Below are 21,386 nucleotides of genomic sequence, written 5' to 3'. Positions count from 1 at the left end.
GCTTCACTTCAATTTCACCGGCACTCTGTCAGAATGTTTTGTAACTTCCTCTGCCAAAAGAGATTTGCCGGTGCGCTCACTGAAGATATTGTTGATTGAAGATAACCCCACTATCGCCCGCCAGCTTGCCGAATTCCTACATGCTGAGGGCTGGCAGATAGATTATGCCCACCGGGGTCGCCAGGGCTTACAGCTGGCCCTGGAACAAATCTTCGACCTGATTATTCTCGACCTGGGTCTGCCGGATATGGACGGCTTAGAGGTCTGCGAGAAAATCAAGGCACAAGCGCCAGTTAACATGCCAATTCTGATGTTAACTGCCCGAGATGCTCTCGCAGATAAAGAACGCGGATTTGGTATCGGTGCCGATGACTACTTATGTAAGCCCTTCGAACCAAGGGAACTGATACTGAGATGCCGCGCCCTGGCACGTAGACACCAGCTGCATACCAGTGAAGAAATTAAGGTCGGTGATTTACAGATAAACCAGCGCCAGCAAACGGCCTACCGGGATAAACAACCTCTGCCCCTGACAACTATCGGTTTTCGCATTCTCACTATGCTCGCCCAGGCGTCGCCAGCACCAGTAAGCCGCTCGGCAATAATCCACCATATTTGGGGTGATGAACCCCCAGAAACAGACGCCTTAAAATCCCACATTTATAGTCTTCGCCAAACACTGGATAAGCCTTTCCAGGCCCCTATGTTGAAAACCATCACCAATCTCGGTTATCAGTTGGAAACTCCCAATGCGCGAAACCAGTAATTTACAGAGAAAGGTCTTCGCTATTTTTGGCAGTTTTACCCTGCTGCTATGCTTGGTGTTTTTTGCCATCTGTATGATGGTTGCCTATGTAGTTGAAGACCATTTACTCGATAACTTATTGGCCGGAGAAGTCCGCTACCTCGAACAGCAGGCAAGACTGACTAATGAGACCCCAGAGCCACGCCTACCCTATTTAACGCTATACACTGAAAGCAAAATAATACCGGCCGAACTGCGCGCTGCCTTACCAATCTATGCAGAAAAGGCTGAGTGGTTTAGTGATACTGAACATCACTTCCATTTACGCAGAGTACATTTTCCGGACAACCATTCCGCCGTTCTCGTAGCTGAAGTCAGTGAATTGCTCACTGTTACCCGACAATCTTCAAAGCTTCTCTGGCTCTTTGCCAGCGCCTGTATCTTGACCCTACTCTTAGCCCTCTATTGTGCTTTTCGTATTTCCCGTAAAACCATCGCGCCTGTAGTAACCCTCGCTAAAGCAGTTCAGCAGCAGAGAAACTGCGATTCTCAAATTTCCCTGCCCTATAACAATGAACAAGATGAAATCGGTTATCTCGCAAGTATGTTGCAAGATACACTTAACCAGCTCAAGCTAACATTGCGCAGGGAAACTGAGTTTACCCGGGATACAAGCCATGAGTTGCGCACCGGGCTAACCATTCTGAAAAGCACACTGGCTCTCAGTCAAAATCGGGAAATGACTTTAACTGAGAAAAATGAGCTATTAGAAACTGTTACCGGTATGGAAAAAACCGTTAAGACACTATTAGCCCTCGCCCGCTCTGAGTCTCTACAGTCGGAAGATATCCCATTGCGTGCTTTACTAGAGGAGCGTCTTTTAGCTCAACACCAGCTAATTGTACAAAAGAATTTTAATGTTGATTTAAAGTTAGGGCACAAAGCCAGAGCCCTGGCTAATCGACACTTGGTAAGTCTGCTATTCGACAACTTGATCAGCAATGCATTACAGCACGCTACCAGCCCTGAGTTGGTTATTACCTATAAGGGGGACACACTCTTTTTTGAGAACGCCACAGACAACCAATTAGATCTAGAAACCTCCCTCTTACCCGGCCAAAAAAGGGAAGGCAGTGACGGTATTGGTCAAGGCCTTTTCCTGGCTAAGAGAATCTGTGAAGCCTTAAATTGGACCATCTCAATCCAATGTCGAAACAATACTTATCAGTGCGCTCTGTCTTTTACACAGTAGCGTTCTAAGATTCAAATTTTTACCGTATGCGCTCGATATGCACAGTGAATCGGCATCCATACCTTATACGATCTCGAGCGCAGCTTTTTCTTTCTTCCTAAATAGCAATTACAATCTCACCTGAATTTCACCTTCCATCCCTTATTCTCCTGCGAACTCACTAGAAGATTTTCCGTCTGCTACTGTAATTTTGGAGATTAATATGTTGAAGAAAATTGTTATTTCCCTGGCACTGACTTTGTCCGTATTTTTTGGTTTCATTATTTGGATTAAGGGCCTAATTCCACCCCAAGAGCAGGACTTTTCCACTACGACAGTAAGTGACCTGCCGTATTTACAACAATTACCCATTGAAAGCCGAGGAAAAATCTTAGCTGTTGTCACCAGTACTGAAACGATGGGAGATAGTGGCAAGACGACTGGTTATGAATTAACTGAACTGGCACGCCCCTATTACATCTTTTCAGCCAACGGATTTATTGTCGATATTGCCAGTCCCAAAGGCGGCAAACCGCCTGCGGTAATCGATAAAGATGATCTGGGGCCTTTCGACTATGCCTTTCTCAATGACCCGGAGGCACAACAAAAGGTCAATCACAGTATTCCTATCGATCAGGTATCAGCAGAGAATTATCAGGCAGTATTTTTTGTCGGCGGTAAAGGCACCATGTTCGATTTCCCCGACAATCCCCATATCCAGTCCCTGGTGCGGGAAATCTATAACAGCGGCAAAATTATCGGAGCGGTATGCCACGGGCCAGCAGCCCTTGCCAATGTCACCCTGGATAATGGCAAGCTCTTAATCGCCGATCGGCAGATCAGTGCTTTTACTAACGAAGAGGAGCTTTTTCTTATCCCTGACGCCGAGCAACGATTTCCATTCCTGCTTGAGGATCGCTTACGTGAGCAAGGCGCGTTTTTTCAGGCTGGGCCCACTTACCTGGAACAAGTCAGCGTGGATGGCCAGCTTATTACCGGGCAAAACCCCTGGTCCACCTGGCTGGCGGCTGAGAGTATGGTAAGCGCGATGGGGTACGCCCCTGTTCCACGCCAAATCACTCCGGCGGAGCAGACCGTCAAATTACTACTCACTTATGAGCAGAGTGGCTTTACCGAGGCCACAGAGAAATTACAAAAGCTTCAGGAGAAGGGGAAAATAGACCAGCGCCTACTGGCCATGCACGGAGTTGTCTCTGTTATGCGCTGGGAGCCGGGCAGGGCTCTGGACATAATCAGACTGCTGTACAAGAGCCAGGACTGATTGAGCCCCTCAAAAAGCCAGCTAGCCAGCCTGCTCTAGGGGCTGGCCATTTTCATCCACAAATAATACATCGCGAATACTGAGTTTTTGTCCCTGGGCATTCTGTACAGCCACTTCGGAGATAGGCTCACCACTGTTTTTATCGACCAAATGCATCCCATCTTTATTGCCGTTCCAGCGCAGATTCCACTGGCGTAGGGCGATTACCACCGTAAACAGGTCCCGACCTTTTTCCGTTAAGCGGTACTCGTAGCGAGTGCCGTGTTCACCCGCATCAAAGCGCACCAGAACCTCGTTTTCCACCAGACGGGATAACCGATCCACAAGGATATTTTTGGCAATTCCCAGGTTTCTTTGGAAATCCACAAAACGGCGGGTACCCAGCATCGCCTGCTTAATTATCAGCAGGGACCACCAGTCCCCTACCTCATTCAGGGCGCAAGCCAGGGAGCAATCAAAATCATCAAAGCGTTTACGTGACATATAGGGAGCCTCTAAATAACTCCGTGATACCTCTGGCATGCAGAGCGGTTCACAATCAAGGCGCGGCTTCGCAGGAATATCTAGACCTTTCAAGAAGTCGCAACGCGGAGTGTGAATCGCTCTGCAAGCCCCGAAGGGCGGGCCTTGAAGGCCACAGCTGCTGCGTTGCAGCTCTTGCAAAGGACTGAGCCATTCGCGGCGAGCTGCGCCTAACATCTGCAGCCTTCAAGACCCGCAGAGGCATTACGGAGTTATTCAGAGGCTCCCTAGACCAGTATACCGGCAAAAGAGTTGCAATACGAAACCAGATATTGAACTCAACCCTAAAATAAGGTCTTATAACGCAACCGTTTTAATTGTGACCTAGTGGGACCAGTGAGTCCCAGTGTTGAATCGAGACATTCAGGAGAGAAATATGAGTGGTTCCCTGGACAACCTACTGCGTCCTTTCGAGCATAAATCCCTAAAGCTGCGCAACCGGGTCGCAATGGCCCCCATGACCCGCACTATGTCGCCGGGCTATTCAGCCAATGACCAAGTGGCCGGCTATTACCGCCGCCGCGCCGAGGGTGAAGTGGGACTAATTATTACCGAAGGCACCTTCGTTAATCATAAAGCCGCAAACGGCTACGAGAATGTACCGGCAATCTACGGTGAAGCCGCTCTCGCCGGCTGGAAAAAGGTGGTAGACGAAGTACACGCTGCCGGTGGCCAGATTATCCCGCAGTTATGGCACGTAGGCTCCGTGCGCAAAGAGGGCATAGGCCCGGATAAATCAGTGCCCGGCTATTCTCCCTCAGGCCTGTTCAAACTCGGCAGGCCCAATGGCCAGGCGATGAGCAAAGAGGATATTCGGGAAGTTGTACAAGCTTTTGCAGACGCGGCGAAAGCAGCCAAGGAAATTGGGTTTGACGGTGTAGAGATTCACGGCGCCCACGGCTACCTGATCGACCAGTTTTTCTGGGAAGGTACCAACCAACGCGATGACGAGTACGGTGGCTCCATCAAAAATCGCACCCGCTTTGCAGTGGAAATTATCAAAGCGGTACGTGAGGCCGTAGGCGAAGATTTCGCCATAGTGCTGCGCTACTCCCAATGGAAGCAGCAGGATTACGAAGCCAAGTTGGCGCAAAACCCGGAAGAACTGAAACGCTTCCTGACTCCGCTAGTTGAAGCCGGCGTTGATATTTTCCACGCCTCGACAAGACGCTTCTGGGTGCCAGAATTTGAAGGTTCTGATCTCAACCTGGCAGGCTGGACCAAGGAGCTGACTGGAAAACCAGTAATTTCTGTCGGCAGTGTCGGCCTTGACGATGATTTTATCGGCGGCAATAACCAGGGCATGGGCGGTACTGCCAACCCTACCGATTTAGGCGAACTAACTCGCCGTATGGACAACCAGGAGTTCGACCTAATTGCCGTTGGCCGCGCACTATTACAAGACCCACACTGGTTCGCCAAGGTACGTGAAGATCGCGCGGAGGAAATCACGCCGTTTACCAAAGAGGCGCTAATGAGCCTGAGTTAATTTTTACTGACAAAAAAGCAGCCTTAAAGGGCTGCTTTTCTATCTATATTTTTTAAAAAATATTGGAATCACGGCCAAATAAATTCTACCGGCCACAATTTTTGTGAAGCCTGGTCGTACTCATTCCACAGCTGACGGTAAGTTTTCTGCTCAATTGGGTGCAGTACTTCCGGAGCTATCTCTGCCAGAGGCTGTAAAACAAAGGCATTTTTTACAATCTCACCTCGAGGCAATTTCACTCCATCGATAGTCCCCGTAAGTTGATCATAGATAAGAATATCAATATCTAGGGTGCGCGCACTGAATTTAGGTCCAGAGCGCAGGCGGCCGTTGGCATCTTCGATACCACGCAGACACAGGGCCAGCTGTCCTACCGGCAGGTCAGTTTGTAGTCCCACCACCAGGTTGTAAAAATTATCCCCTGGGAATCCTACCGCTTCGCTCTCGAAAACCTGAGACACCTCCAAGTCGCCAAACTGTCCTGCAAGGGCATCCAGCGCTGCGCGGATATATTGCGCGCGATTGATATTACTGCCGAGGCTGAGATACACCTGAGCCACGTTTACACTCCCGCAGACATCGCTGCTGCACCTTTTGCTGGCCTTTCGCCACGCTCAATAATGACACCCACATCCCTGGACCCTCGGACCGCACCCGGCTTGGACAAACGCAGTCGCAGCCAGCTTACGGAAAACTCTTCCCTGACAATTGCCGCAGCCTGTTCCGCCATAGTTTCCACCAGCAGGAACTCGCTGCTTTCAATAAAAGCGATCAAGCGCTTGGCCACCGCCTTATAGTTAAGTGTGTGCTCGATATTGTCTGAACGCGCCGCCTCGCTGATATCGAAAGCCATTTCTATATCAAGGCTGACAGTCTGGCGTACTTCCCGCTCCCACTCGTAAATACCGATAATGGTATTCACCTTTAAATCCCGTATATAAACAATATCCATTTATCGGCTCTTTTCTTTTTACTGCCAGGATGCCCCTGGGATTTCTTAAAGTTCGGTCTTGGGCAATTCTGTCATTGGCCAACGTGGACGCACATCAACTGCAAGGCTCGTCTGTTCTCCGGCTTGCAAACGCAGACTACCGGCATAGGCGATCATAGCGCCGTTATCGGTGCAAAACTCATGACGGGGGTAGTAGACGCTGGCACTATCCTTGCGCAGGCTCGTTTCCAAACGTTCACGCAACAATTTATTCGCGGAAACCCCACCGGCAATGACCAGAGTTTTATAACCAGAGGCTTTAATTGCACGACGACATTTAATCACTAGAGTATCCACGACCGCCTCTTGGAAGGCTGCCGCAATATCCGCACAGGTCTGTTCATCCGGCAGGCCATCTTCGAGGGCGTGCTGACGCACAGTGGTCAGGGTGAAGGTTTTTAAGCCCGAAAAGCTGAAATCCAGCCCCGGTCGATCAGTCATAGGGCGAGGGAAGGTAAAGCGCTTGGGATCACCTTCCTCAGCCAAGGCTGCCAAACGCGGACCACCGGGGTAGTCCAGATCGAGCATCTTGGCGGCCTTGTCAAAAGCTTCACCAGCGGCATCGTCCAAGGATTCCCCCATCAGTTCGTAGTCGCCAAGACCGCGCACTTCTACTAATTGGGTATGACCACCAGAGACCAGCAAGGCCACAAAAGGAAAAGCCGGTGGATTGTCCTCCAGCATCGGAGCTAATAAATGCCCCTCCATATGATGCACCGCCACAGCGGGCACCCCCCAGCCATACGCCAGGGCGCGGCCGGCACAGGCGCCCACCATCAGGGCGCCAACCAAGCCTGGACCGGCGGTATAAGCTACCCCCCCCAAATCGGAAGGCTTGGTATTGGTCTTCGCCATTACCTGCCGTACCAACGGCAACAGCTTGCGCACATGGTCGCGGCTTGCCAGTTCAGGGACTACACCGCCGTAATCGGCGTGCAGGTCAACCTGACTAAATAGAGCATGGCCGAGAAGACCGGACTCAGAATCGTAGATAGCGACGCCAGTTTCATCGCAGGAAGTTTCTATACCGAGGACGCGCACTTGATTTCATTCTCGTGACTACTTCGAGGGGCGGTTATCATACTGGAAAATGGGGTTGCGATCCCGTATAGGAGTGTTTAGAATTTGCGCCCTCGCTGTGAACCGGCCACCGGATGCAACTGCGAGAGCATTGCCGGAATGGCCGAGAGAAACGAATTTTAACAGGTATCCTAATGCCCTCTGTACGAATCAAAGACAACGAACCTTTCGATATCGCTCTGCGCCGCTTCAAGCGCTCCTGTGAAAAAGCAGGCGTACTGTCTGAAGTACGTCGTCGCGAGTTCTACGAGAAGCCCACCGCTGTTCGTAAGCGCAAAGCTGCTGCCGCTGTTAAGCGTCACGCTAAAAAGCTTCAGCGCGAAAACCGCAAGTTCCAGCGTCTCTACTAAGAGCCGCAGGCTGAATAAGCCTGTCGCAGCGAGGCGGCCGGACGGGCTTAGCCCGTAGCGGAGCTATAAAGAACGGCGTGCGAGCCCTACTCGCGCGCCGTTTTTCGTTCTGCCACCCGCATTCTCCATGCTCGGCGGACGCGCTATCCTTAGCGCTCAACCCAATAAACCACAATCACTGCCAATCCCGGAACACTCACTATGAGCACTCTCAAGGACACCCTGACTCAAGCGACCAAAGACGCAATGAAAGCGCGCGACAAAGAGCGTCTTGCCACCCTGCGTTTAATCAATGCTGAGATCAAACGGGTTGAAGTGGATGAACGCATCGATCTGGATGACGCGCGCATCCTCGCTCTGCTGGACAAGATGACCAAACAGCGCCGCGACTCCATCACCCAGTATGAAAAGGCCGGCCGCGCCGAGCTGGCAGCAGTGGAACAAGCGGAGATTGAAGTCATCCAAGAGTTCCTGCCCAAGCAGTTGACCGAAGCGGAGATTAGCGAAATTGTCGCTTCCGCCGTGCAGAGCACCGGGGCCAGCGGCATGGCCGACATGGGTAAAGTGATTGCCCAGGTGAAGCCCCAGGTTCAAGGCCGTGCAGATATGGGCGCAGTCAGCAAATTGGTTAAGGCCCGTCTGGCCTAACGCCCAACCGGATTACAGAACAGTATGCCCAGCAAGATCCCCCAGCACTTTATCGACGACCTGCTCGCCCGCGCAGATATCGTCGAGCTGGTGGACAGTAGGGTAAAACTGCGCAAGACTGGAAAAAACTACTCCGCCTGCTGCCCCTTCCACGACGAAAAAACCCCATCCTTTACCGTGAGCCCAGACAAGCAGTTCTACTACTGCTTCGGCTGTGGCGCCAACGGCAATGCCATCGGCTTCCTGATGGAATACGATCGCCTGCCATTTCCCGAAGCCGTGGAAAAACTGGCAGCCACCCGCGGCTTGGAAGTACCCAGAGAGGCATTGGCTCCCGGACAGGAAAAGCGCCATAGGGAAAGCCAATCCCTCTACCAACTGGCGGAAAAAGCTGCAGAATTCTACCGAGAACAGCTACGCAACCACCCGGCGGCAGGTAACGCAGTGGCCTACTTGCGCAATCGTGGATTATCCGGGGAGATCGCCCGAGATTTCGACATCGGCTTGGCACCACCGGGCTGGGACAACCTGCTCAACGCCCTGGCCGACACTCCCGAAAAAGCCGACCAGCTTGAACTGGCAGGACTCGCCATTCGCCGCCAGGACAGTGACGGCAACAGCAAACCAGGCGGGCGTCACCACTACGACCGCTTCCGTAACCGCATCATCTTCCCCATTCGCGACCAGCGCGGCCGCACCATCGCCTTTGGCGGCCGGGTCTTGGGGGACGAAAAGCCCAAGTACCTCAACTCCCCGGAAACCCCGATTTTCCACAAGAGCCGTGAACTCTACGGCTTGTGGGAGGCGCGCCAGGCCAATCGCAACTTAGAGCGCTTGATCGTGGTGGAGGGCTATATGGATGTAGTGGCCCTGGCGCAGTTCGATATCCGCTACGCCGTCGCCACCCTTGGCACCGCCTGCGGCGAAGAGCACATTCAGCTGGCCTTTCGCCATACTAGTGAATTGCTATTCTGTTTTGATGGTGACCGCGCCGGCCGCGCCGCCGCCCGCCGCGCACTGGAATCTGCCCTGCCCCATATGCAGGACGGCCGCAGCCTACGCTTTTTGTTGCTGCCGGAAGGAGAAGACCCGGACACTCTGGTGCGACAACTGGGTGGAGAACGTTTCCAGCAACTGATAGAAGAGCAGGCCCGCCCCCTGGAGGACTTTCTCTTCGACCTGCTCAGCGAAGACATCAACCTCCAGACCATGGACGGCCGTGCGCGCCTGTCCAAGCTGGCCGCCCCACTGCTGGATTTGCTGCCAGGAGGCGTATATCGCCAACTGATGTTCCAGCAGCTGGCCTCGCGTACCGGACTCGACAAAGACACTCTGCAGGAAGTGATTCACGCGGAGAAAGCTCGCAACACCCAGTTACAGCAAGCACAGGCACAGCCAACTGTCACCGGCGCACCCCTCTCTACCGAGCAGGATGAGGAACTCCAACACCGCACTCCGCCGGAACCCTGGCCCCGCGAAGACGAATCTGAATATTCCCCCACACTTGGGGACAGCCCACGCCGCACCGGCCAGTATCGCCTACCTCCTGAACGTATGCTGGTAGCGCTGATCCTCCACCACCCCGAGCTGGCCACGCAGATTGAGGACTTGCAACAGTTCCTCGGCGCCGACAACCCAGACCTGCTGCTATTTGCCCAGCTGGTGGAGCTTTTCAAGAGCCGCCCACAACTTAACTTTCGCCAATTGATCGGCCACTGGCGCGCCCATCACGGCGCCGAATCCAGCGATATTCTGGCTAAGCTGGCGATATCTCCCCTAGTTTCCGGGGTTCGTCACCTAGCCCAAGGCGATAGCAACCTGGAATACGATCCCCAGGCTGAATTTAACGACTGTCTACGTCACCTAGAAAAATCCGATGCCAAGCAGCGCAATCGCGATCTCTTGGCCCAGTTAAAAGCCGGTGCCCAGCTCAGTCAGGAAGAACAACTGGCTTTATTGGCCAACTGGCGCAGAAAAGACAATTAATCTGCAATAACCCCTTGAAAACTGCGACCTCAACACTATATTCACTCACCCCGCCGGGCGGGAACGGGAACCTCAGCACCCTAAAATTCACACCAGAGCCGTTGCTTGACAGCTAGAGTGGTTATTGCTAGTGCATATACGCTATAATCCCGCGTCTTTGTCCCGTATTTTCATCCCCAGAATTCAGGGTTGTGCATGACCGACAAAACCCAGCAACAAACCTCCCGTATCAAGGAGTTGATCGCCCGCGGTAAAGAGCAGGGCTATCTCACCTATGCCGAGGTAAATGACCACCTCCCGGAAGATATTTCCGATCCCGATCAGGTGGAAGACATTATTGGCATGATCAACGACATGGGTATCAAGGTGTTCGAAAGCGCACCAGATGCCGAAGAGTTGTTGATGGCCGAGGGTGACAGCTCCGCCGACGAAATCGCCGCAGCCGAAGCCGCCGCCGCACTGGCCGCAGTTGAGTCTGATGTAGGCCGCACCACCGATCCGGTACGCATGTATATGCGCGAAATGGGCACTGTAGAGCTGCTCACGCGCGAGGGCGAAATCGCCATTGCCAAGCGTATCGAAGAGGGCCTACGCGAGCTGATGGCCGCCCTCGCCTACTGGCCTGGCGCAGTACAGCAAATCATCGATGAATACGCGCTCATCGAGAAAGAAGAGCGCCGCATCCCCGATGTCATCGCCGGCTGGCTCGACCCAGCAGAAGATGTGCCCCCCGGAGCCCAGGCTGGCCAAGCCGCTGTAGCAAGCGACAGCAGCAGCGAGTCCTCTGAGAGTGAAGGCGAAGAGGACGATGACTCGGACGACGCCGACGATTCCTCCAGCGAGGAAGAAGAGGAAAACGCCGGCGGTCTCGACCCAGAGGAGCTGGCCGAGCGCATGAATGCGCTGATCGCTGCGCAGAAAGCCGCCGATGAGGCCATCGCCGCCCACGGTCGTGACTCCAAGGAAGCTGGTACTGCTTTGGAAGCCGTCGCCGAGGTATTCCGCTACTTCAAATTGGCACCACGCCAGTTCGATCCTCTCTACGGCGAAGTTCGCGATATTCTCGATAGTGTGCGCAGGCAAGAACGCATCACTATGAATTTGTGCATCAAGCGTGCACGTATGCCGCGCAAGACCTTTATCAAGGAATTTCCCGGTAACGAAACCAACGAAGAGTGGATCCCCGCGATCATCAAAAAGAAGCGCGACTACTCTGACGCCCTGCGTCATGTCGTAGACGATATCGTTCGCGCGCAACGCAAGCTGGCCCAGTGCCAAGAGCGTTCCGGTCTAGACGTAGGCCAGATCAAAGAGATCAACCGCCGTATGTCCATTGGCGAGGCCCGCTCCCGCCGCGCTAAAAAGGAAATGGTTGAAGCCAACCTACGCCTGGTTATCTCTATCGCCAAGAAGTACACCAATCGCGGCCTGCAGTTCCTGGACCTGATCCAGGAGGGCAATATCGGCCTGATGAAGGCAGTAGATAAATTCGAATACCGCCGCGGCTACAAGTTCTCCACCTACGCTACCTGGTGGATTCGCCAGGCTATTACCCGCTCCATCGCAGACCAGGCGCGCACCATTCGTATCCCGGTGCATATGATTGAGACTATCAACAAGCTCAACCGTATCAGCCGCCAAATGCTACAGGAAATGGGGCGCGAACCCACGCCGGAGGAGCTGGGCGAGCGCATGGATATGCCGGAAGACAAGGTGCGCAAGGTTCTCAAAATCGCCAAGGAGCCCATTTCCATGGAAACTCCTATCGGTGACGATGAAGACTCGCACCTGGGTGACTTTATCGAAGACCAGAACCAGTCCTCCCCGGTGGACACCGCCACCCAGACCGGCCTGCACGACGCCACCCGCTCCGTGCTCTCCGGCCTAACCGCGCGTGAAGCCAAGGTACTGCGTATGCGCTTCGGTATCGACATGAACACCGACCACACCCTGGAAGAGGTGGGTAAGCAGTTCGATGTAACCCGGGAACGTATCCGCCAGATCGAGGCTAAGGCCCTGCGTAAGCTGAGGCACCCATCCCGATCAGAGCACCTGCGGAGCTTCCTCGACGAGTAAGCCCCCACAAAAAAGCCCGGTTCGACCGGGCTTTTTTATGTGACACAATCATGACCGCCCGCAAGGGTCTACGGATGGCAGGAGAGCAGCATGCAAAAAGAAGTCGCCAATAAACCGGAAGAGTCTGAAGAAGTCGCCAACAAGCCAGGCAAAAAAGGCATTGCCCGCCTGATTGCCGCCTCCAAATATTCAAGCGAAGGTCTCAGCGCCGCCTGGCGTAATGAGGAAGCCTTTCGTATTGAAGTTATCCTCGCTATCTTCTTTGTCCCTTTTGCCCTATGGGTGGGAGACACCCCGGCAGAACGCGCCGTATTGATAGCTGTTAGCCTGGTGGTATTGCCTTTGGAGCTTATCAATAGCGCTATTGAAGCCACTGTGGACCGCATAGGAGCTGAGAAGCACCCACTGGCCAAGATCGCCAAAGACACCGGCTCTGCCGCAGTAGCGGTGGCCCTGCTAATGTGGTTTATCGTCTGGGGTTGTATTGTGATTCCCAAGTTGCCGATTTAACCGCACTACTTGAAAATCGTTAGTTATAAAAAAAGGAGGCTACGCCTCCCCTTCTATAACCTGAACAATGGTACTAACTAACACCAGCAAACTGAACAGGCGTACCAACAAGCTCAACATGGGATATCCATCCCTTACTTTCTAGGCTGGGAAGTTAAAATTTAAAGACCGCTCAAACAATAGCTACTGAGATTGACGTTGTTGTGCAAACACGACAAGAAGAAATTTCTGCCACAAAGGCATTGATTTGAAAGGAAAAATCTTGTACTTTGCCCAACCGCTTGCAACGATACCCGCAAGCAAAGTGTGGGCCCTTAGCTCAGTTGGTTAGAGCATCCGACTCATAATCGGCAGGTCCTGGGTTCAAGTCCCGGAGGGCCCACCATTTTAATCCCCAATTAATCCCTTCTCATGTGACTCACTGGGTTTCTAGGCGCCTAGGAAAAGCACGTACTCCCAACGTTGAAGTAGCTAACGATATATCACACCTTTTCTAGAGCCACTAAATTCAAACATCAAACTATTAATCCGCCATCACCACCAAAATCTCCAAGAAACATAGAAGGTCATAAAAACTTTTACAGCGGATGATACTCACCACTGGCAGAGAGTGATTAGAAGCCTGAACTATTATGAATAGATCTATATCAAAACTATCCCTAACAACTAGTCGAAGTGTTGTAATTTCAAATAGGGTGCTCAATCCTATCAGTAAATCATTAAAAATAGTGTTCAATTATTTGAAACAGCAGTATCTCTAAATAAATTTTGATCATTCATCCAAGGTATTTTTTCAGCAACATGACATGTCATACATGCAGAACGGGCATTGGAAAACCCTTGCCAAGCTTTTTTTATATCCCTGGTCTCAAATGCACTAAGTACAGCTTCATATGTTGAGTTTATAAAAATTGCATCCGAATTTGCCCTGCGGGCAGGACGTTTTAGGTAACCATTCTCAATGACAGCTTTAATTTTTTTCCAATGATATATAGCTAGGTCAAAATTCTCATTCTGAAGTGCCGAATATATGGTTTTGTAACGATCCCCTACTTCCCACATGGAAACAGAAAAACCACCAAGATAGTTTTGCAGTAAAATTAAGCGATCTTTATCATTTTCTGCATTCAACAACCAATCACGCTCATCGCCCGTATCGTAATTCTCAGAATACGCAAAATTTTCTACAGATAAAGATACAATCAGAGTTATCAACAACTTATTCCCATTAAAAGTCTTTGTCATGAGCTATACCAGTTTCCCAGAGACGTATACCACTAAATACTTATAGCAGCAGAAAATAACGCCAGTTTCTTTCCATTCAAATAATTTTTAATTTCTAGACCTTTTAAGCACCCAAATAAATATATTGCAAGTACTTAAATCTTCAGTTAGATATAAGATTTTCTCATAGAGAATAATGAATAAAAATTTGAAGTATATAGCCCTATGACTCCTTCAACGCCATACAGAAGAGTCGTGAGCTTAAAGAATATATTGGCAACTCTGCAGAGAAAAGTGATTGACCGTCATCAACATTACCAAGACCACAATGAGTAAAATAATCTGGTTCAGAGCTTCTCTCAGGATTACTCAACAACCTTGCTCCAAGGATATTTTTGCGCCAAAACCTACATGGACATTAAAGTATACAACAATATATGGAATCACCATGAAGTGGCCATAAAGGTGAAATTTTCTCTAACTCAAAACCTAACCAACCTTGGTGGAAATTTGATATTAAAAGAATATATTTCCTACTACTCTCAATGGCATATATAAAGGTGTCTTACCACAGACCTCAAAATCCAGAATACAAGCTGTATGCTTAACATCAATCTAGGCGCCATCTAGTTCAATTCGGTTAAAACTATTTATTGCCCCCTCCTAACAACAACTTATATTATCTATCTCAACTACGATTCTTGCTAATTCGCATGCAAGCTTATATAAATAGAATCATTTATAAATAACAATTGTAATTAGAATTTTTATGGATAAATATGCAAGAATAATTCGTCCTGATAAAATTGAAAATGGACTTATAGTTCTTTTGCCTAGTGCAGGTAGAAAACACTTACCTCAATTTACCCGATTTCGATGGGCCAACTTATTTCCAAAACATTGTATTATAGCAATTGCAGATCCGTCTTTGAATGAAAACAACCCCAACCTTCATGGCGGCTGGTTTCTAAACAGCAAAAATGGAAGTTTTTTGCCTGAAGTTTTTAGCTTTGTAGAAGAAATGCTATCTGATGTACCTGTAGCAAAACGTAGAGTTTGTTTTGCTGGGTCATCTATGGGGGGATATGCTGCTATATGGTTATCCATGCTTTCTAAAGTGCGCTATTTTTGTTATGCCGACTGTCCACAACTGTATTTAACCAAGCATAGAGGATCAAGAAAATCCCTCCTTTATCACTTCAAAAATAAAGTTAAATATGAGCATTACGAAAATATTGATGCAGCAATTCAGTACTTTGGCTTTCTGCCTAAAGGCGTTATTTCAGTATCTATGTCTGATAAACTTCACGTGATACATTTGATGAAATTTGAAAAAGCTTTGATGGATATAAAGTTAGACTTTTCTAATGAAGATATAAAGATCATTAGAGATAATTTTATTAATGGACGGCAGGGGCATGAATCTGTAGATAAAAGTACATTTAAGTCAGAGGTACTCTATTGCCTAAGTAAACAGGGCAAGGAAAGAATACCTAAAATTCACAGCATTAAGATATCCGAGTATGCCCAGGATTAAAAGTCGGAAAAATAAAGGAGAACCCTTATCGAATTAAAATAGCACCACAAAGTGGCTATTTTTTCTTGGAAGACGACTAGCATTCTAACTATCTGATTCTATTCTACAGCGATAGAAGTTATTTATTCATATAAAAATATTTTTGCACAATTTAAAAGCGATCACAATTAAAGAGGAAATAGGTGTTTGATAAACTGTCCATTATTCATAGAGGAAACATACCACTTCAAAAAGCTCTTCATTTTATCCGTCACTATTAATCCACAACCAAAACGGATAAATTAAATTTAAGCAAGATCAATCTTCAATAGAAGTTATCACTGAATGAAAAGTGGCTCAAGGAAAATTGAATTAGCTATTTTTTAGCTTAATCATTTTAATTAAAATTTAATCAATCGATGAAATCGGCGACATAGAAGTTACCTATAAATGATTTTTGGCTGACTTAAAAGTTGGAGCAATAATTTTTTATACACTTGAGAAATGCCAGTTGTAACCCCATGATCAAAGACCAGTATTGATTGACTGATACAAATAAAAGAGCACGCTATTCAACAAAAGGTGAGGATCATGAAAGCATTGACGCTTAAGGCGCCTGGCGGTCTTGAAAATATCTCTCTGAGTGAAATTAATGACCCCGGCAAGCCAGGGCCTGGGCAGATTCGTGTTGCCATTGGCGCATCCTCGCTCAACTTCCATGATTTGCTGGTTGCCGACGGCAGTATATCTACCGAAGATGGACGTATTTTAATGTCTGATGGTGCAGGAACAGTTGAGGCCGTTGGTGAGGGTGTCACCGAATTTAAGATCGGTGATTCCGTGGTTTCCTGCTTTTTCCCCCAATGGCAGGCAGGGCCGGCATGTCACAATGTTTGGGGCTTCGCCAATACACCCGGAGATGGCATTGATGGAATGGCAGCCCAGCATGTAGTACGTGATGCCACTGCATTTACCCTGGCACCCAAGGGCTGGAGTCATACTGAATCTGCCACTATTACCACAGCGGGACTCACGGCCTGGAGGGCCTTGGTCAGCGATGGCAAGGTTAAACCAGGAGATATAATTTTAACCCTTGGTACTGGCGGCGTATCTATTGCCGTAATTCAAATTGCCAATATGTTGGGCGCCCAAGTAATTGTGACCTCATCCTCCGATGAGAAACTAGAACGCGCCAAGAAGCTGGGGGCAACTCACGGGATTAATTACAAGACCCATACACAGTGGTCAGAAAAAGTACTGGAGTTAACCCATGGCAAAGGGGCCGATCATATTATCGAGGTGGGTGGGCCCGCCACTTTGGAACAATCCATTCAGTCGGTTAGGGTGGGGGGGCACATTTCCCTCATTGGGGTGCTAACTGGCAGAGAGGGAGAAGTCCCAACAGCATTACTGATGGGAAAACAAGCACGCCTACAAGGGCTGGTTGTGGGAAATCGCCGTGAACAGCAAAATTATGTTGCGGCATTGGAAAGCAATACAGTACATCCAGTTATCGATAAGACATTTCCATTTGCCAATCTTGAGGAAGCTTTTGAGTACCAAACCAGCGGTTCACATTTCGGTAAGATTTGTGTGGAGTGGTAATCGTTTATTTTAAAGAGCTATTCTCTAGAAAACGATTAATACACTGCTATCAGCATTTATTATGAATAAACTCATGGATGCGCTCAATGGGTATTGAAACCTAATAAGATTTCGAGTGCAGTGTATTATTTTTTCAGTACAATGAAAGTCAATATTTACTATGACTTTACCTGATTTTCGCGATCCTTTTCTTGAATATGATTTAGTAACTGTAATAGTGCTCCGTCCCTACCCTGCTTATAGTCACGCCAGCTTGTCGTCATCGGAAAATCAGGGTAGAGCGCATCGGTAGGAGATTGAATAAAGCGATAATAGCGCTTGGCAATACTTATCTCTCTCTTCGAGTTTTTAAGCTTAAAACGGTTAGTTTCAGAGGCTATATTAGGATCGGCACCTGTCGGAGTACCCACCAAGTTGGCATTGAGAATTTGCTGATACTGGGCCGCATTACTCATCGCTGCTGATTGAGTACCCTCATCAATCATTACATATATACCATTGCGCCAATCGAATTGATCCAAATTTTGAATACAGGAGGAGAGAGCCAAGCCTACATAAAAATCCCCACCATGATTATCTCGAAAATCGATAACAAGATTCTGAACTCTACTACCACGTATGATATCAACAATATTCTCACACTGTTCTTGAAGATCACGTAAATCTGGATAACTATCAAAGTCCACGTAAACTGCGTCGTACTTTCTTAGTAAAGCCAGGCGGATACCAGACAAGTCGATATTAAAATAATTAATATCAGGAACCAAAACCGGATACTGTGTGCTCAACCCACCAAATTTTTCCATAGGCACAGAGTGCACTTTCATTGAGATAGATCTACCATCTTTTAAAAACTGGTAAGTCACCTCATCTTGTCCTTCACTAATGCCAGTGCCATAAAGAAATTTTGCCAAAGTGATATGAAGACTGAAGGAAAACCTAAAGCTATAGGGGTTCTCAACATAATTTACAAAAGGAGCAAGCTGCTGCTCTAATTTAGGTATGCTATAACCATTAACAGCTGTAAGCTCCGCTCCCTGCAAGAAACTGTATTTTGCTATTGAATCTACAACCTTAAGTTTATCATCGAAGTATTTAAATCGAAATGGGTAATGCCTATGGGGCCCAGACATCATATTGTAGAATGTGTGACCATCTCCAATACTACGCATTAAACGCATTATTCCCACCTCTACTTCTGCTTCATTCATATCTGGCAGAGATTTAAGTAGATTATGGATTTGCTCATAGAATTCATATTTATCAATATTAACAAACGGATCTATATGATGTGTCTCAATTAATTTCTGTAATTGCTGTATATCTTCCTTCCACAAAATAACCTCCTCAGTTTCAAGCGTGTAGGCTTTATATGAGAAAAATACCAAGTAGATAATTAAAAATAATCTTTGTTTCATGCTTGATTCCGACTGAAATATGAGGGGGAGACTCCAAACTGAAGGTGAAAGGCCCGGCGAAAACTATCGTAACTGGAAAAGCCCACTCTTAGAGCCACTTGCTCCAAACTCAAGGACTCGCAGGTAATCAGGTCCCGCGCCCGGTTGAGACGAATTTGATTTAAATACTGGCTAGGCGTGCTGTGTAAATGACGCTTGAACAAGCGTGTTAACTGGCGCTCACTGATAGATATTCTCTCGGCCATATCGGAAACACTGATAGGTTTTTGATAATCTTGAGCTAACCACTCCAGCAATGGGTTGAGACGCATGCTATCGCCAGATTGTACCTGTAATAAGTCTGAGTACTGCGCCTGACCACCACGGCGCTGTAGGTAGACCACCAGTTCTTTGGCAACACTCGCAGCAATAGTATTGCCGTGGTCTCTGCGGATGATCTCTAAGGCTAGGTCGACGCCGGATAAAACACCGGCGGAAGACCAGATTCCTTCACTTTCAATAAACAGCGGGTCTTCTTCTACTTGATAATTAACTGCCTGTTGTGCCAATTGTCGGCAATGTCGCCAATGTGTAGTAACTCTATGACTCTGTTCAGGAAAAATCTTTGCCAGAATAAAAGCACCGGTACAGATACTCATTACCCTACGGGCATTTTCAGCTATCAGCCTCAAAGCATTGAGTTGCTTCGAGCTCAGTTCCAATTGCCGCATTCCAACACCGCCACAAATGACCAAGTAATCGACTTGTGGTAATTCAAAGATATCGCAGTCTACAGAAAGGGATTGTCCATATGCTGTTTCAACAACCCCTGAAGACAAACCTAATAAATAGCAAGAATAGGCCTCACTGATAAAACTGTTAGTCTCCATAAATGCATCCAGGGGGCCAAATAAGTCCAGGGCCTGAAAACCATCGGCAATGAAAAAACCAATCTTTCTGCTCATAGTAATTCCTCCTTGTACCTATTCTACTCCTCTAGAAATGTCACAAAAGACGCAATTACGACAAAAACAGACATGCCAATTGCAACGCAAAATACGCTGGGGGTAACAGCTTCTCTTTCCATGCCATCTTATGTACTCGTGTCGCAAGCCACAGATATTCGATATTCAGAAGTACTCATTCCTTCAAATTTCTCCTTTTATAGTTTCAACAGAGAACCGTCGAAGCGGATAATCAAATGGAGATATTGCAAAGCAAAGAAATCAGTATGGGGATAGTTGAGAATTCATGAGGGAAAATAGGTTTAGCAGAGTGACCGGTATAGACCTGTCACTCTGCTGTGAGAGAGTATAGATGGACAAAACTCTGGTATAGATCACTACAGCTATGTAGCCGACTTAGTTATACTTCCCGAGTGACGGCTTAGTGCCTCGATTACCCCGACTTCGGCCAAAGAACAAGATTTATGCTCTTTTCATCTGCCCTACTAGCCATGGTTATGGCCACCACCACACCAAATAATTGTACCGATGGTATTGCCCTGGCAAGGGGGGTAGCCGCCATTGCAAACGAATACCCTTGGTTGAGCGCAAACAAGAAAGACTACGTATTACGTAACTATCATCGTATGTACATCATTATCCCCAAAAAGTCCGATATCAATATCAAGGGTGGTGGTATGCCAACGGCTACAGTAGGTAAGGAGAACTGTGAGGTAATTAATGTTCACCTAGCTCGTTAATTTATTGTCGAACACTAATAAGATGTACTTTAACCTTGCTTTTTATAAACCTGCGTATTGTTAGTTTCATCGCATTCCTCCACGATGTTTTTATAGTCTGCGGTCACTTCCAGCACCGCATCAGGATCAAATACCCAATAATTCAAGGTAAAGATGAGGGTTATCGTCGCACTAACGGCTAAGGCTGGGATTGCTTGAACATCATTGGCCAAAGTATCGGGATCGATCAGGCGAGCAAAACTTGCGGCAGCTACCATTTGCCCGATATTGGTGATATCTACAGCAATTAGGGATTGCCCTGAACCAGAGTCCCAGATTGGATCATGAATTTTGCTCACGATCAGGTCTGGTTTGTCACATACACATAAGCACATGTAGTGATCATCTTCAATTACTCCAAAGGGTGTACCCGCATAACAATTAGCTTTGTCGTCAAATTGATTACCATATAACCAATGGGCCAATGGATCATCATATGGCTTTTCAATAATCTCTGGATTGCGAGTGATTTTACAAACATTGGTTCGTTCAAACTCCTCTGTCATCTCCTTTGTCAGTTCAGATTCTGGTGTAGCACCGACCCAAATTGCACAAGTTCTACGGCAGGTCAATGGACCTTGACCTTGATAGAAGTTAGGGTACCAACCAGCATTATAGTTCTGCATACTTATATCCTGAATCGGATCTGCATAACTGGTTATCGCCAAAATCAAAGTCAGCAAACTAGCTAAAAAACTGATTATTAGTCTCAACATGTTACCCTCCATAAAATATTCTTTTACTAACTATTTTACCCTTCAGCCATATATCAAATAAAAACTACATTCTATTGGCTGGAGAGATTGTAAAGCGACCTTATGGAATATCTGTATGTAGCTGGAAAATATTGGCGGGAATTAATCTTAAAAAGCTGTAGATCTCCTATTTATCATGATTTTTTAATTTTAAATTCAGTTTTATAATTAAGACACTTCAGCGCTAGAGAAATTTCAAATATAACCAAGATGCAAAACATATATCCTCATCCAT

The 21,386-nt window shown here is 48.0% G+C and carries 20 protein-coding genes and 1 tRNA gene; 13 read left to right on the top strand and 8 right to left on the bottom strand.

The window, feature by feature from the left end; translation table 11 throughout:
• Positions 1–70: 70 nt before the first annotated feature.
• The 3 genes from ACJJI0_RS17715 to ACJJI0_RS17705 all read left to right on the top strand — a co-directional run bounded on the left by ACJJI0_RS17715 (position 71) and on the right by ACJJI0_RS17705 (position 3,258).
• Positions 71–766 carry a response regulator transcription factor gene (locus tag ACJJI0_RS17715; protein ID WP_282934461.1) on the top strand — a complete coding sequence of 232 codons (696 nt, stop codon included), beginning with the start codon at positions 71–73 and terminating at the stop codon, positions 764–766.
• The gene (locus ACJJI0_RS17710) at positions 750–1,997 is read left to right on the top strand and encodes a sensor histidine kinase (RefSeq protein ID WP_444883631.1); all 1,248 of its coding nucleotides are present in this window, start codon (positions 750–752) and stop codon (positions 1,995–1,997) included. The genes ACJJI0_RS17715 and ACJJI0_RS17710 overlap by 17 nt, the downstream gene beginning before the upstream one ends.
• 202 nt (positions 1,998–2,199) lie before the next feature.
• On the top strand, positions 2,200–3,258 hold the full coding sequence (locus tag ACJJI0_RS17705; protein WP_444883630.1) for a type 1 glutamine amidotransferase domain-containing protein: 1,059 nt from the start codon (positions 2,200–2,202) through the stop codon (positions 3,256–3,258).
• A gap of 21 nt (positions 3,259–3,279) precedes the next feature.
• On the opposite strand, the gene ACJJI0_RS17700 is transcribed toward ACJJI0_RS17705, so the two are convergent.
• Positions 3,280–3,741, bottom strand: coding sequence for a winged helix-turn-helix transcriptional regulator (locus ACJJI0_RS17700; protein ID WP_444883629.1), 462 nt, complete (start codon positions 3,739–3,741; stop codon positions 3,280–3,282).
• A 415-nt stretch (positions 3,742–4,156) separates the two neighbouring features.
• On the opposite strand from ACJJI0_RS17700, the gene ACJJI0_RS17695 reads away from it, so the two are divergent.
• Entirely contained in the window at positions 4,157–5,269 is a 1,113-nt protein-coding gene (locus ACJJI0_RS17695) for an NADH:flavin oxidoreductase (protein WP_444883628.1), read from the top strand.
• Positions 5,270–5,337: 68 nt separating this feature from the next.
• On the opposite strand, the gene folK is transcribed toward ACJJI0_RS17695, so the two are convergent.
• The 3 genes from folK to tsaD are packed head-to-tail and all read right to left on the bottom strand — an operon-like array spanning position 5,338 to position 7,301.
• Complete coding sequence (folK, locus tag ACJJI0_RS17690; protein WP_444883627.1) at positions 5,338–5,829, bottom strand: 2-amino-4-hydroxy-6-hydroxymethyldihydropteridine diphosphokinase; 492 nt, start codon at positions 5,827–5,829, stop codon at positions 5,338–5,340.
• A 2-nt stretch (positions 5,830–5,831) separates the two neighbouring features.
• Positions 5,832–6,221, bottom strand: a complete 390-nt coding sequence (gene folB, locus ACJJI0_RS17685) for a dihydroneopterin aldolase (RefSeq protein WP_444883626.1) — start codon at positions 6,219–6,221, stop codon at positions 5,832–5,834.
• A gap of 45 nt (positions 6,222–6,266) precedes the next feature.
• Positions 6,267–7,301 (bottom strand): tRNA (adenosine(37)-N6)-threonylcarbamoyltransferase complex transferase subunit TsaD, encoded by a 1,035-nt coding sequence (tsaD, locus tag ACJJI0_RS17680; RefSeq protein ID WP_444883625.1) that lies wholly within the window; start codon positions 7,299–7,301, stop codon positions 6,267–6,269.
• 173 nt (positions 7,302–7,474) lie between these two features.
• On the opposite strand from tsaD, the gene rpsU reads away from it, so the two are divergent.
• The 6 genes from rpsU to ACJJI0_RS17650 all read left to right on the top strand — a co-directional run bounded on the left by rpsU (position 7,475) and on the right by ACJJI0_RS17650 (position 13,295).
• A complete protein-coding gene (gene rpsU, locus ACJJI0_RS17675) occupies positions 7,475–7,690 on the top strand; it encodes a 30S ribosomal protein S21 (protein ID WP_020411530.1) in 216 nt (71 codons plus the stop codon).
• A gap of 201 nt (positions 7,691–7,891) precedes the next feature.
• The gene (locus ACJJI0_RS17670; RefSeq protein ID WP_444883624.1) at positions 7,892–8,338 is read left to right on the top strand and encodes a GatB/YqeY domain-containing protein; all 447 of its coding nucleotides are present in this window, start codon (positions 7,892–7,894) and stop codon (positions 8,336–8,338) included.
• Between the two features lie 24 nt (positions 8,339–8,362).
• Positions 8,363–10,324, top strand: coding sequence for a DNA primase (gene dnaG, locus ACJJI0_RS17665; protein WP_444883623.1), 1,962 nt, complete (start codon positions 8,363–8,365; stop codon positions 10,322–10,324).
• A gap of 195 nt (positions 10,325–10,519) precedes the next feature.
• Positions 10,520–12,400 carry an RNA polymerase sigma factor RpoD gene (rpoD, locus tag ACJJI0_RS17660; RefSeq protein WP_444883622.1) on the top strand — a complete coding sequence of 627 codons (1,881 nt, stop codon included), beginning with the start codon at positions 10,520–10,522 and terminating at the stop codon, positions 12,398–12,400.
• 90 nt (positions 12,401–12,490) lie between these two features.
• Positions 12,491–12,910 (top strand): diacylglycerol kinase, encoded by a 420-nt coding sequence (locus ACJJI0_RS17655; protein ID WP_444883621.1) that lies wholly within the window; start codon positions 12,491–12,493, stop codon positions 12,908–12,910.
• A 308-nt stretch (positions 12,911–13,218) separates the two neighbouring features.
• Positions 13,219–13,295, top strand: a tRNA-Ile gene (locus ACJJI0_RS17650).
• A 347-nt stretch (positions 13,296–13,642) separates the two neighbouring features.
• Here the strand turns inward: ACJJI0_RS17650 and ACJJI0_RS17645 are convergent.
• Complete coding sequence (locus ACJJI0_RS17645; RefSeq protein WP_444883620.1) at positions 13,643–14,155, bottom strand: hypothetical protein; 513 nt, start codon at positions 14,153–14,155, stop codon at positions 13,643–13,645.
• Positions 14,156–14,903: 748 nt separating this feature from the next.
• On the opposite strand from ACJJI0_RS17645, the gene ACJJI0_RS17640 reads away from it, so the two are divergent.
• Together ACJJI0_RS17640 and ACJJI0_RS17635 are read left to right on the top strand one after the other, a co-directional pair.
• Entirely contained in the window at positions 14,904–15,671 is a 768-nt protein-coding gene (locus ACJJI0_RS17640) for a hypothetical protein (protein WP_444883619.1), read from the top strand.
• Between the two features lie 570 nt (positions 15,672–16,241).
• Positions 16,242–17,255, top strand: a complete 1,014-nt coding sequence (locus ACJJI0_RS17635) for a zinc-dependent alcohol dehydrogenase family protein (RefSeq protein ID WP_444883618.1) — start codon at positions 16,242–16,244, stop codon at positions 17,253–17,255.
• 158 nt (positions 17,256–17,413) lie between these two features.
• On the opposite strand, the gene ACJJI0_RS17630 is transcribed toward ACJJI0_RS17635, so the two are convergent.
• Both ACJJI0_RS17630 and ACJJI0_RS17625 read right to left on the bottom strand, forming a co-directional pair.
• Positions 17,414–18,673: a hypothetical protein gene (locus ACJJI0_RS17630; RefSeq protein WP_444883617.1), complete on the bottom strand. Its 1,260-nt coding sequence runs from the start codon at positions 18,671–18,673 to the stop codon at positions 17,414–17,416.
• Positions 18,670–19,617 (bottom strand): GlxA family transcriptional regulator, encoded by a 948-nt coding sequence (locus ACJJI0_RS17625; RefSeq protein WP_444883616.1) that lies wholly within the window; start codon positions 19,615–19,617, stop codon positions 18,670–18,672. Before ACJJI0_RS17625 ends, ACJJI0_RS17630 begins: the two co-directional genes overlap by 4 nt.
• A 464-nt stretch (positions 19,618–20,081) precedes the next feature.
• Between ACJJI0_RS17625 and ACJJI0_RS17620 the strand changes: the two genes are divergently transcribed.
• Positions 20,082–20,357 carry a hypothetical protein gene (locus ACJJI0_RS17620; RefSeq protein ID WP_444883615.1) on the top strand — a complete coding sequence of 92 codons (276 nt, stop codon included), beginning with the start codon at positions 20,082–20,084 and terminating at the stop codon, positions 20,355–20,357.
• A gap of 29 nt (positions 20,358–20,386) precedes the next feature.
• On the opposite strand, the gene ACJJI0_RS17615 is transcribed toward ACJJI0_RS17620, so the two are convergent.
• Complete coding sequence (locus ACJJI0_RS17615) at positions 20,387–21,112, bottom strand: CARDB domain-containing protein (RefSeq protein ID WP_444883614.1); 726 nt, start codon at positions 21,110–21,112, stop codon at positions 20,387–20,389.
• Positions 21,113–21,386: the final 274 nt, after the last annotated feature.

The organism is Microbulbifer mixtoriginis (SeqCode) (genome assembly GCF_052466695.1).
Note: the sequence above shows the minus strand (reverse complement) of the source record. Positions and strands in the feature narration are given on the sequence as shown.

Bases quoted from the DNA above. Each gene is read 5' to 3' on its own strand.
- ACJJI0_RS17710 (WP_444883631.1), top strand. From the start codon at position 750: ATGCGCGAAACCAGTAATTTACAGAGAAAGGTCTTCGCTATTTTTGGC.
- ACJJI0_RS17705 (WP_444883630.1), top strand. From the start codon at position 2,200: ATGTTGAAGAAAATTGTTATTTCCCTGGCACTGACTTTGTCCGTATTT.
- ACJJI0_RS17700 (WP_444883629.1), bottom strand. From the start codon at position 3,741: ATGTCACGTAAACGCTTTGATGATTTTGATTGCTCCCTGGCTTGCGCC.
- ACJJI0_RS17695 (WP_444883628.1), top strand. From the start codon at position 4,157: ATGAGTGGTTCCCTGGACAACCTACTGCGTCCTTTCGAGCATAAATCC.
- folB (WP_444883626.1), bottom strand. From the start codon at position 6,221: ATGGATATTGTTTATATACGGGATTTAAAGGTGAATACCATTATCGGT.
- rpsU (WP_020411530.1), top strand. From the start codon at position 7,475: ATGCCCTCTGTACGAATCAAAGACAACGAACCTTTCGATATCGCTCTG.
- ACJJI0_RS17670 (WP_444883624.1), top strand. From the start codon at position 7,892: ATGAGCACTCTCAAGGACACCCTGACTCAAGCGACCAAAGACGCAATG.
- dnaG (WP_444883623.1), top strand. From the start codon at position 8,363: ATGCCCAGCAAGATCCCCCAGCACTTTATCGACGACCTGCTCGCCCGC.
- rpoD (WP_444883622.1), top strand. From the start codon at position 10,520: ATGACCGACAAAACCCAGCAACAAACCTCCCGTATCAAGGAGTTGATC.
- ACJJI0_RS17655 (WP_444883621.1), top strand. From the start codon at position 12,491: ATGCAAAAAGAAGTCGCCAATAAACCGGAAGAGTCTGAAGAAGTCGCC.
- ACJJI0_RS17645 (WP_444883620.1), bottom strand. From the start codon at position 14,155: ATGACAAAGACTTTTAATGGGAATAAGTTGTTGATAACTCTGATTGTA.
- ACJJI0_RS17640 (WP_444883619.1), top strand. From the start codon at position 14,904: ATGGATAAATATGCAAGAATAATTCGTCCTGATAAAATTGAAAATGGA.
- ACJJI0_RS17635 (WP_444883618.1), top strand. From the start codon at position 16,242: ATGAAAGCATTGACGCTTAAGGCGCCTGGCGGTCTTGAAAATATCTCT.
- ACJJI0_RS17630 (WP_444883617.1), bottom strand. From the start codon at position 18,673: ATGAAACAAAGATTATTTTTAATTATCTACTTGGTATTTTTCTCATAT.
- ACJJI0_RS17625 (WP_444883616.1), bottom strand. From the start codon at position 19,617: ATGAGCAGAAAGATTGGTTTTTTCATTGCCGATGGTTTTCAGGCCCTG.
- ACJJI0_RS17620 (WP_444883615.1), top strand. From the start codon at position 20,082: ATGCTCTTTTCATCTGCCCTACTAGCCATGGTTATGGCCACCACCACA.
- ACJJI0_RS17615 (WP_444883614.1), bottom strand. From the start codon at position 21,112: ATGTTGAGACTAATAATCAGTTTTTTAGCTAGTTTGCTGACTTTGATT.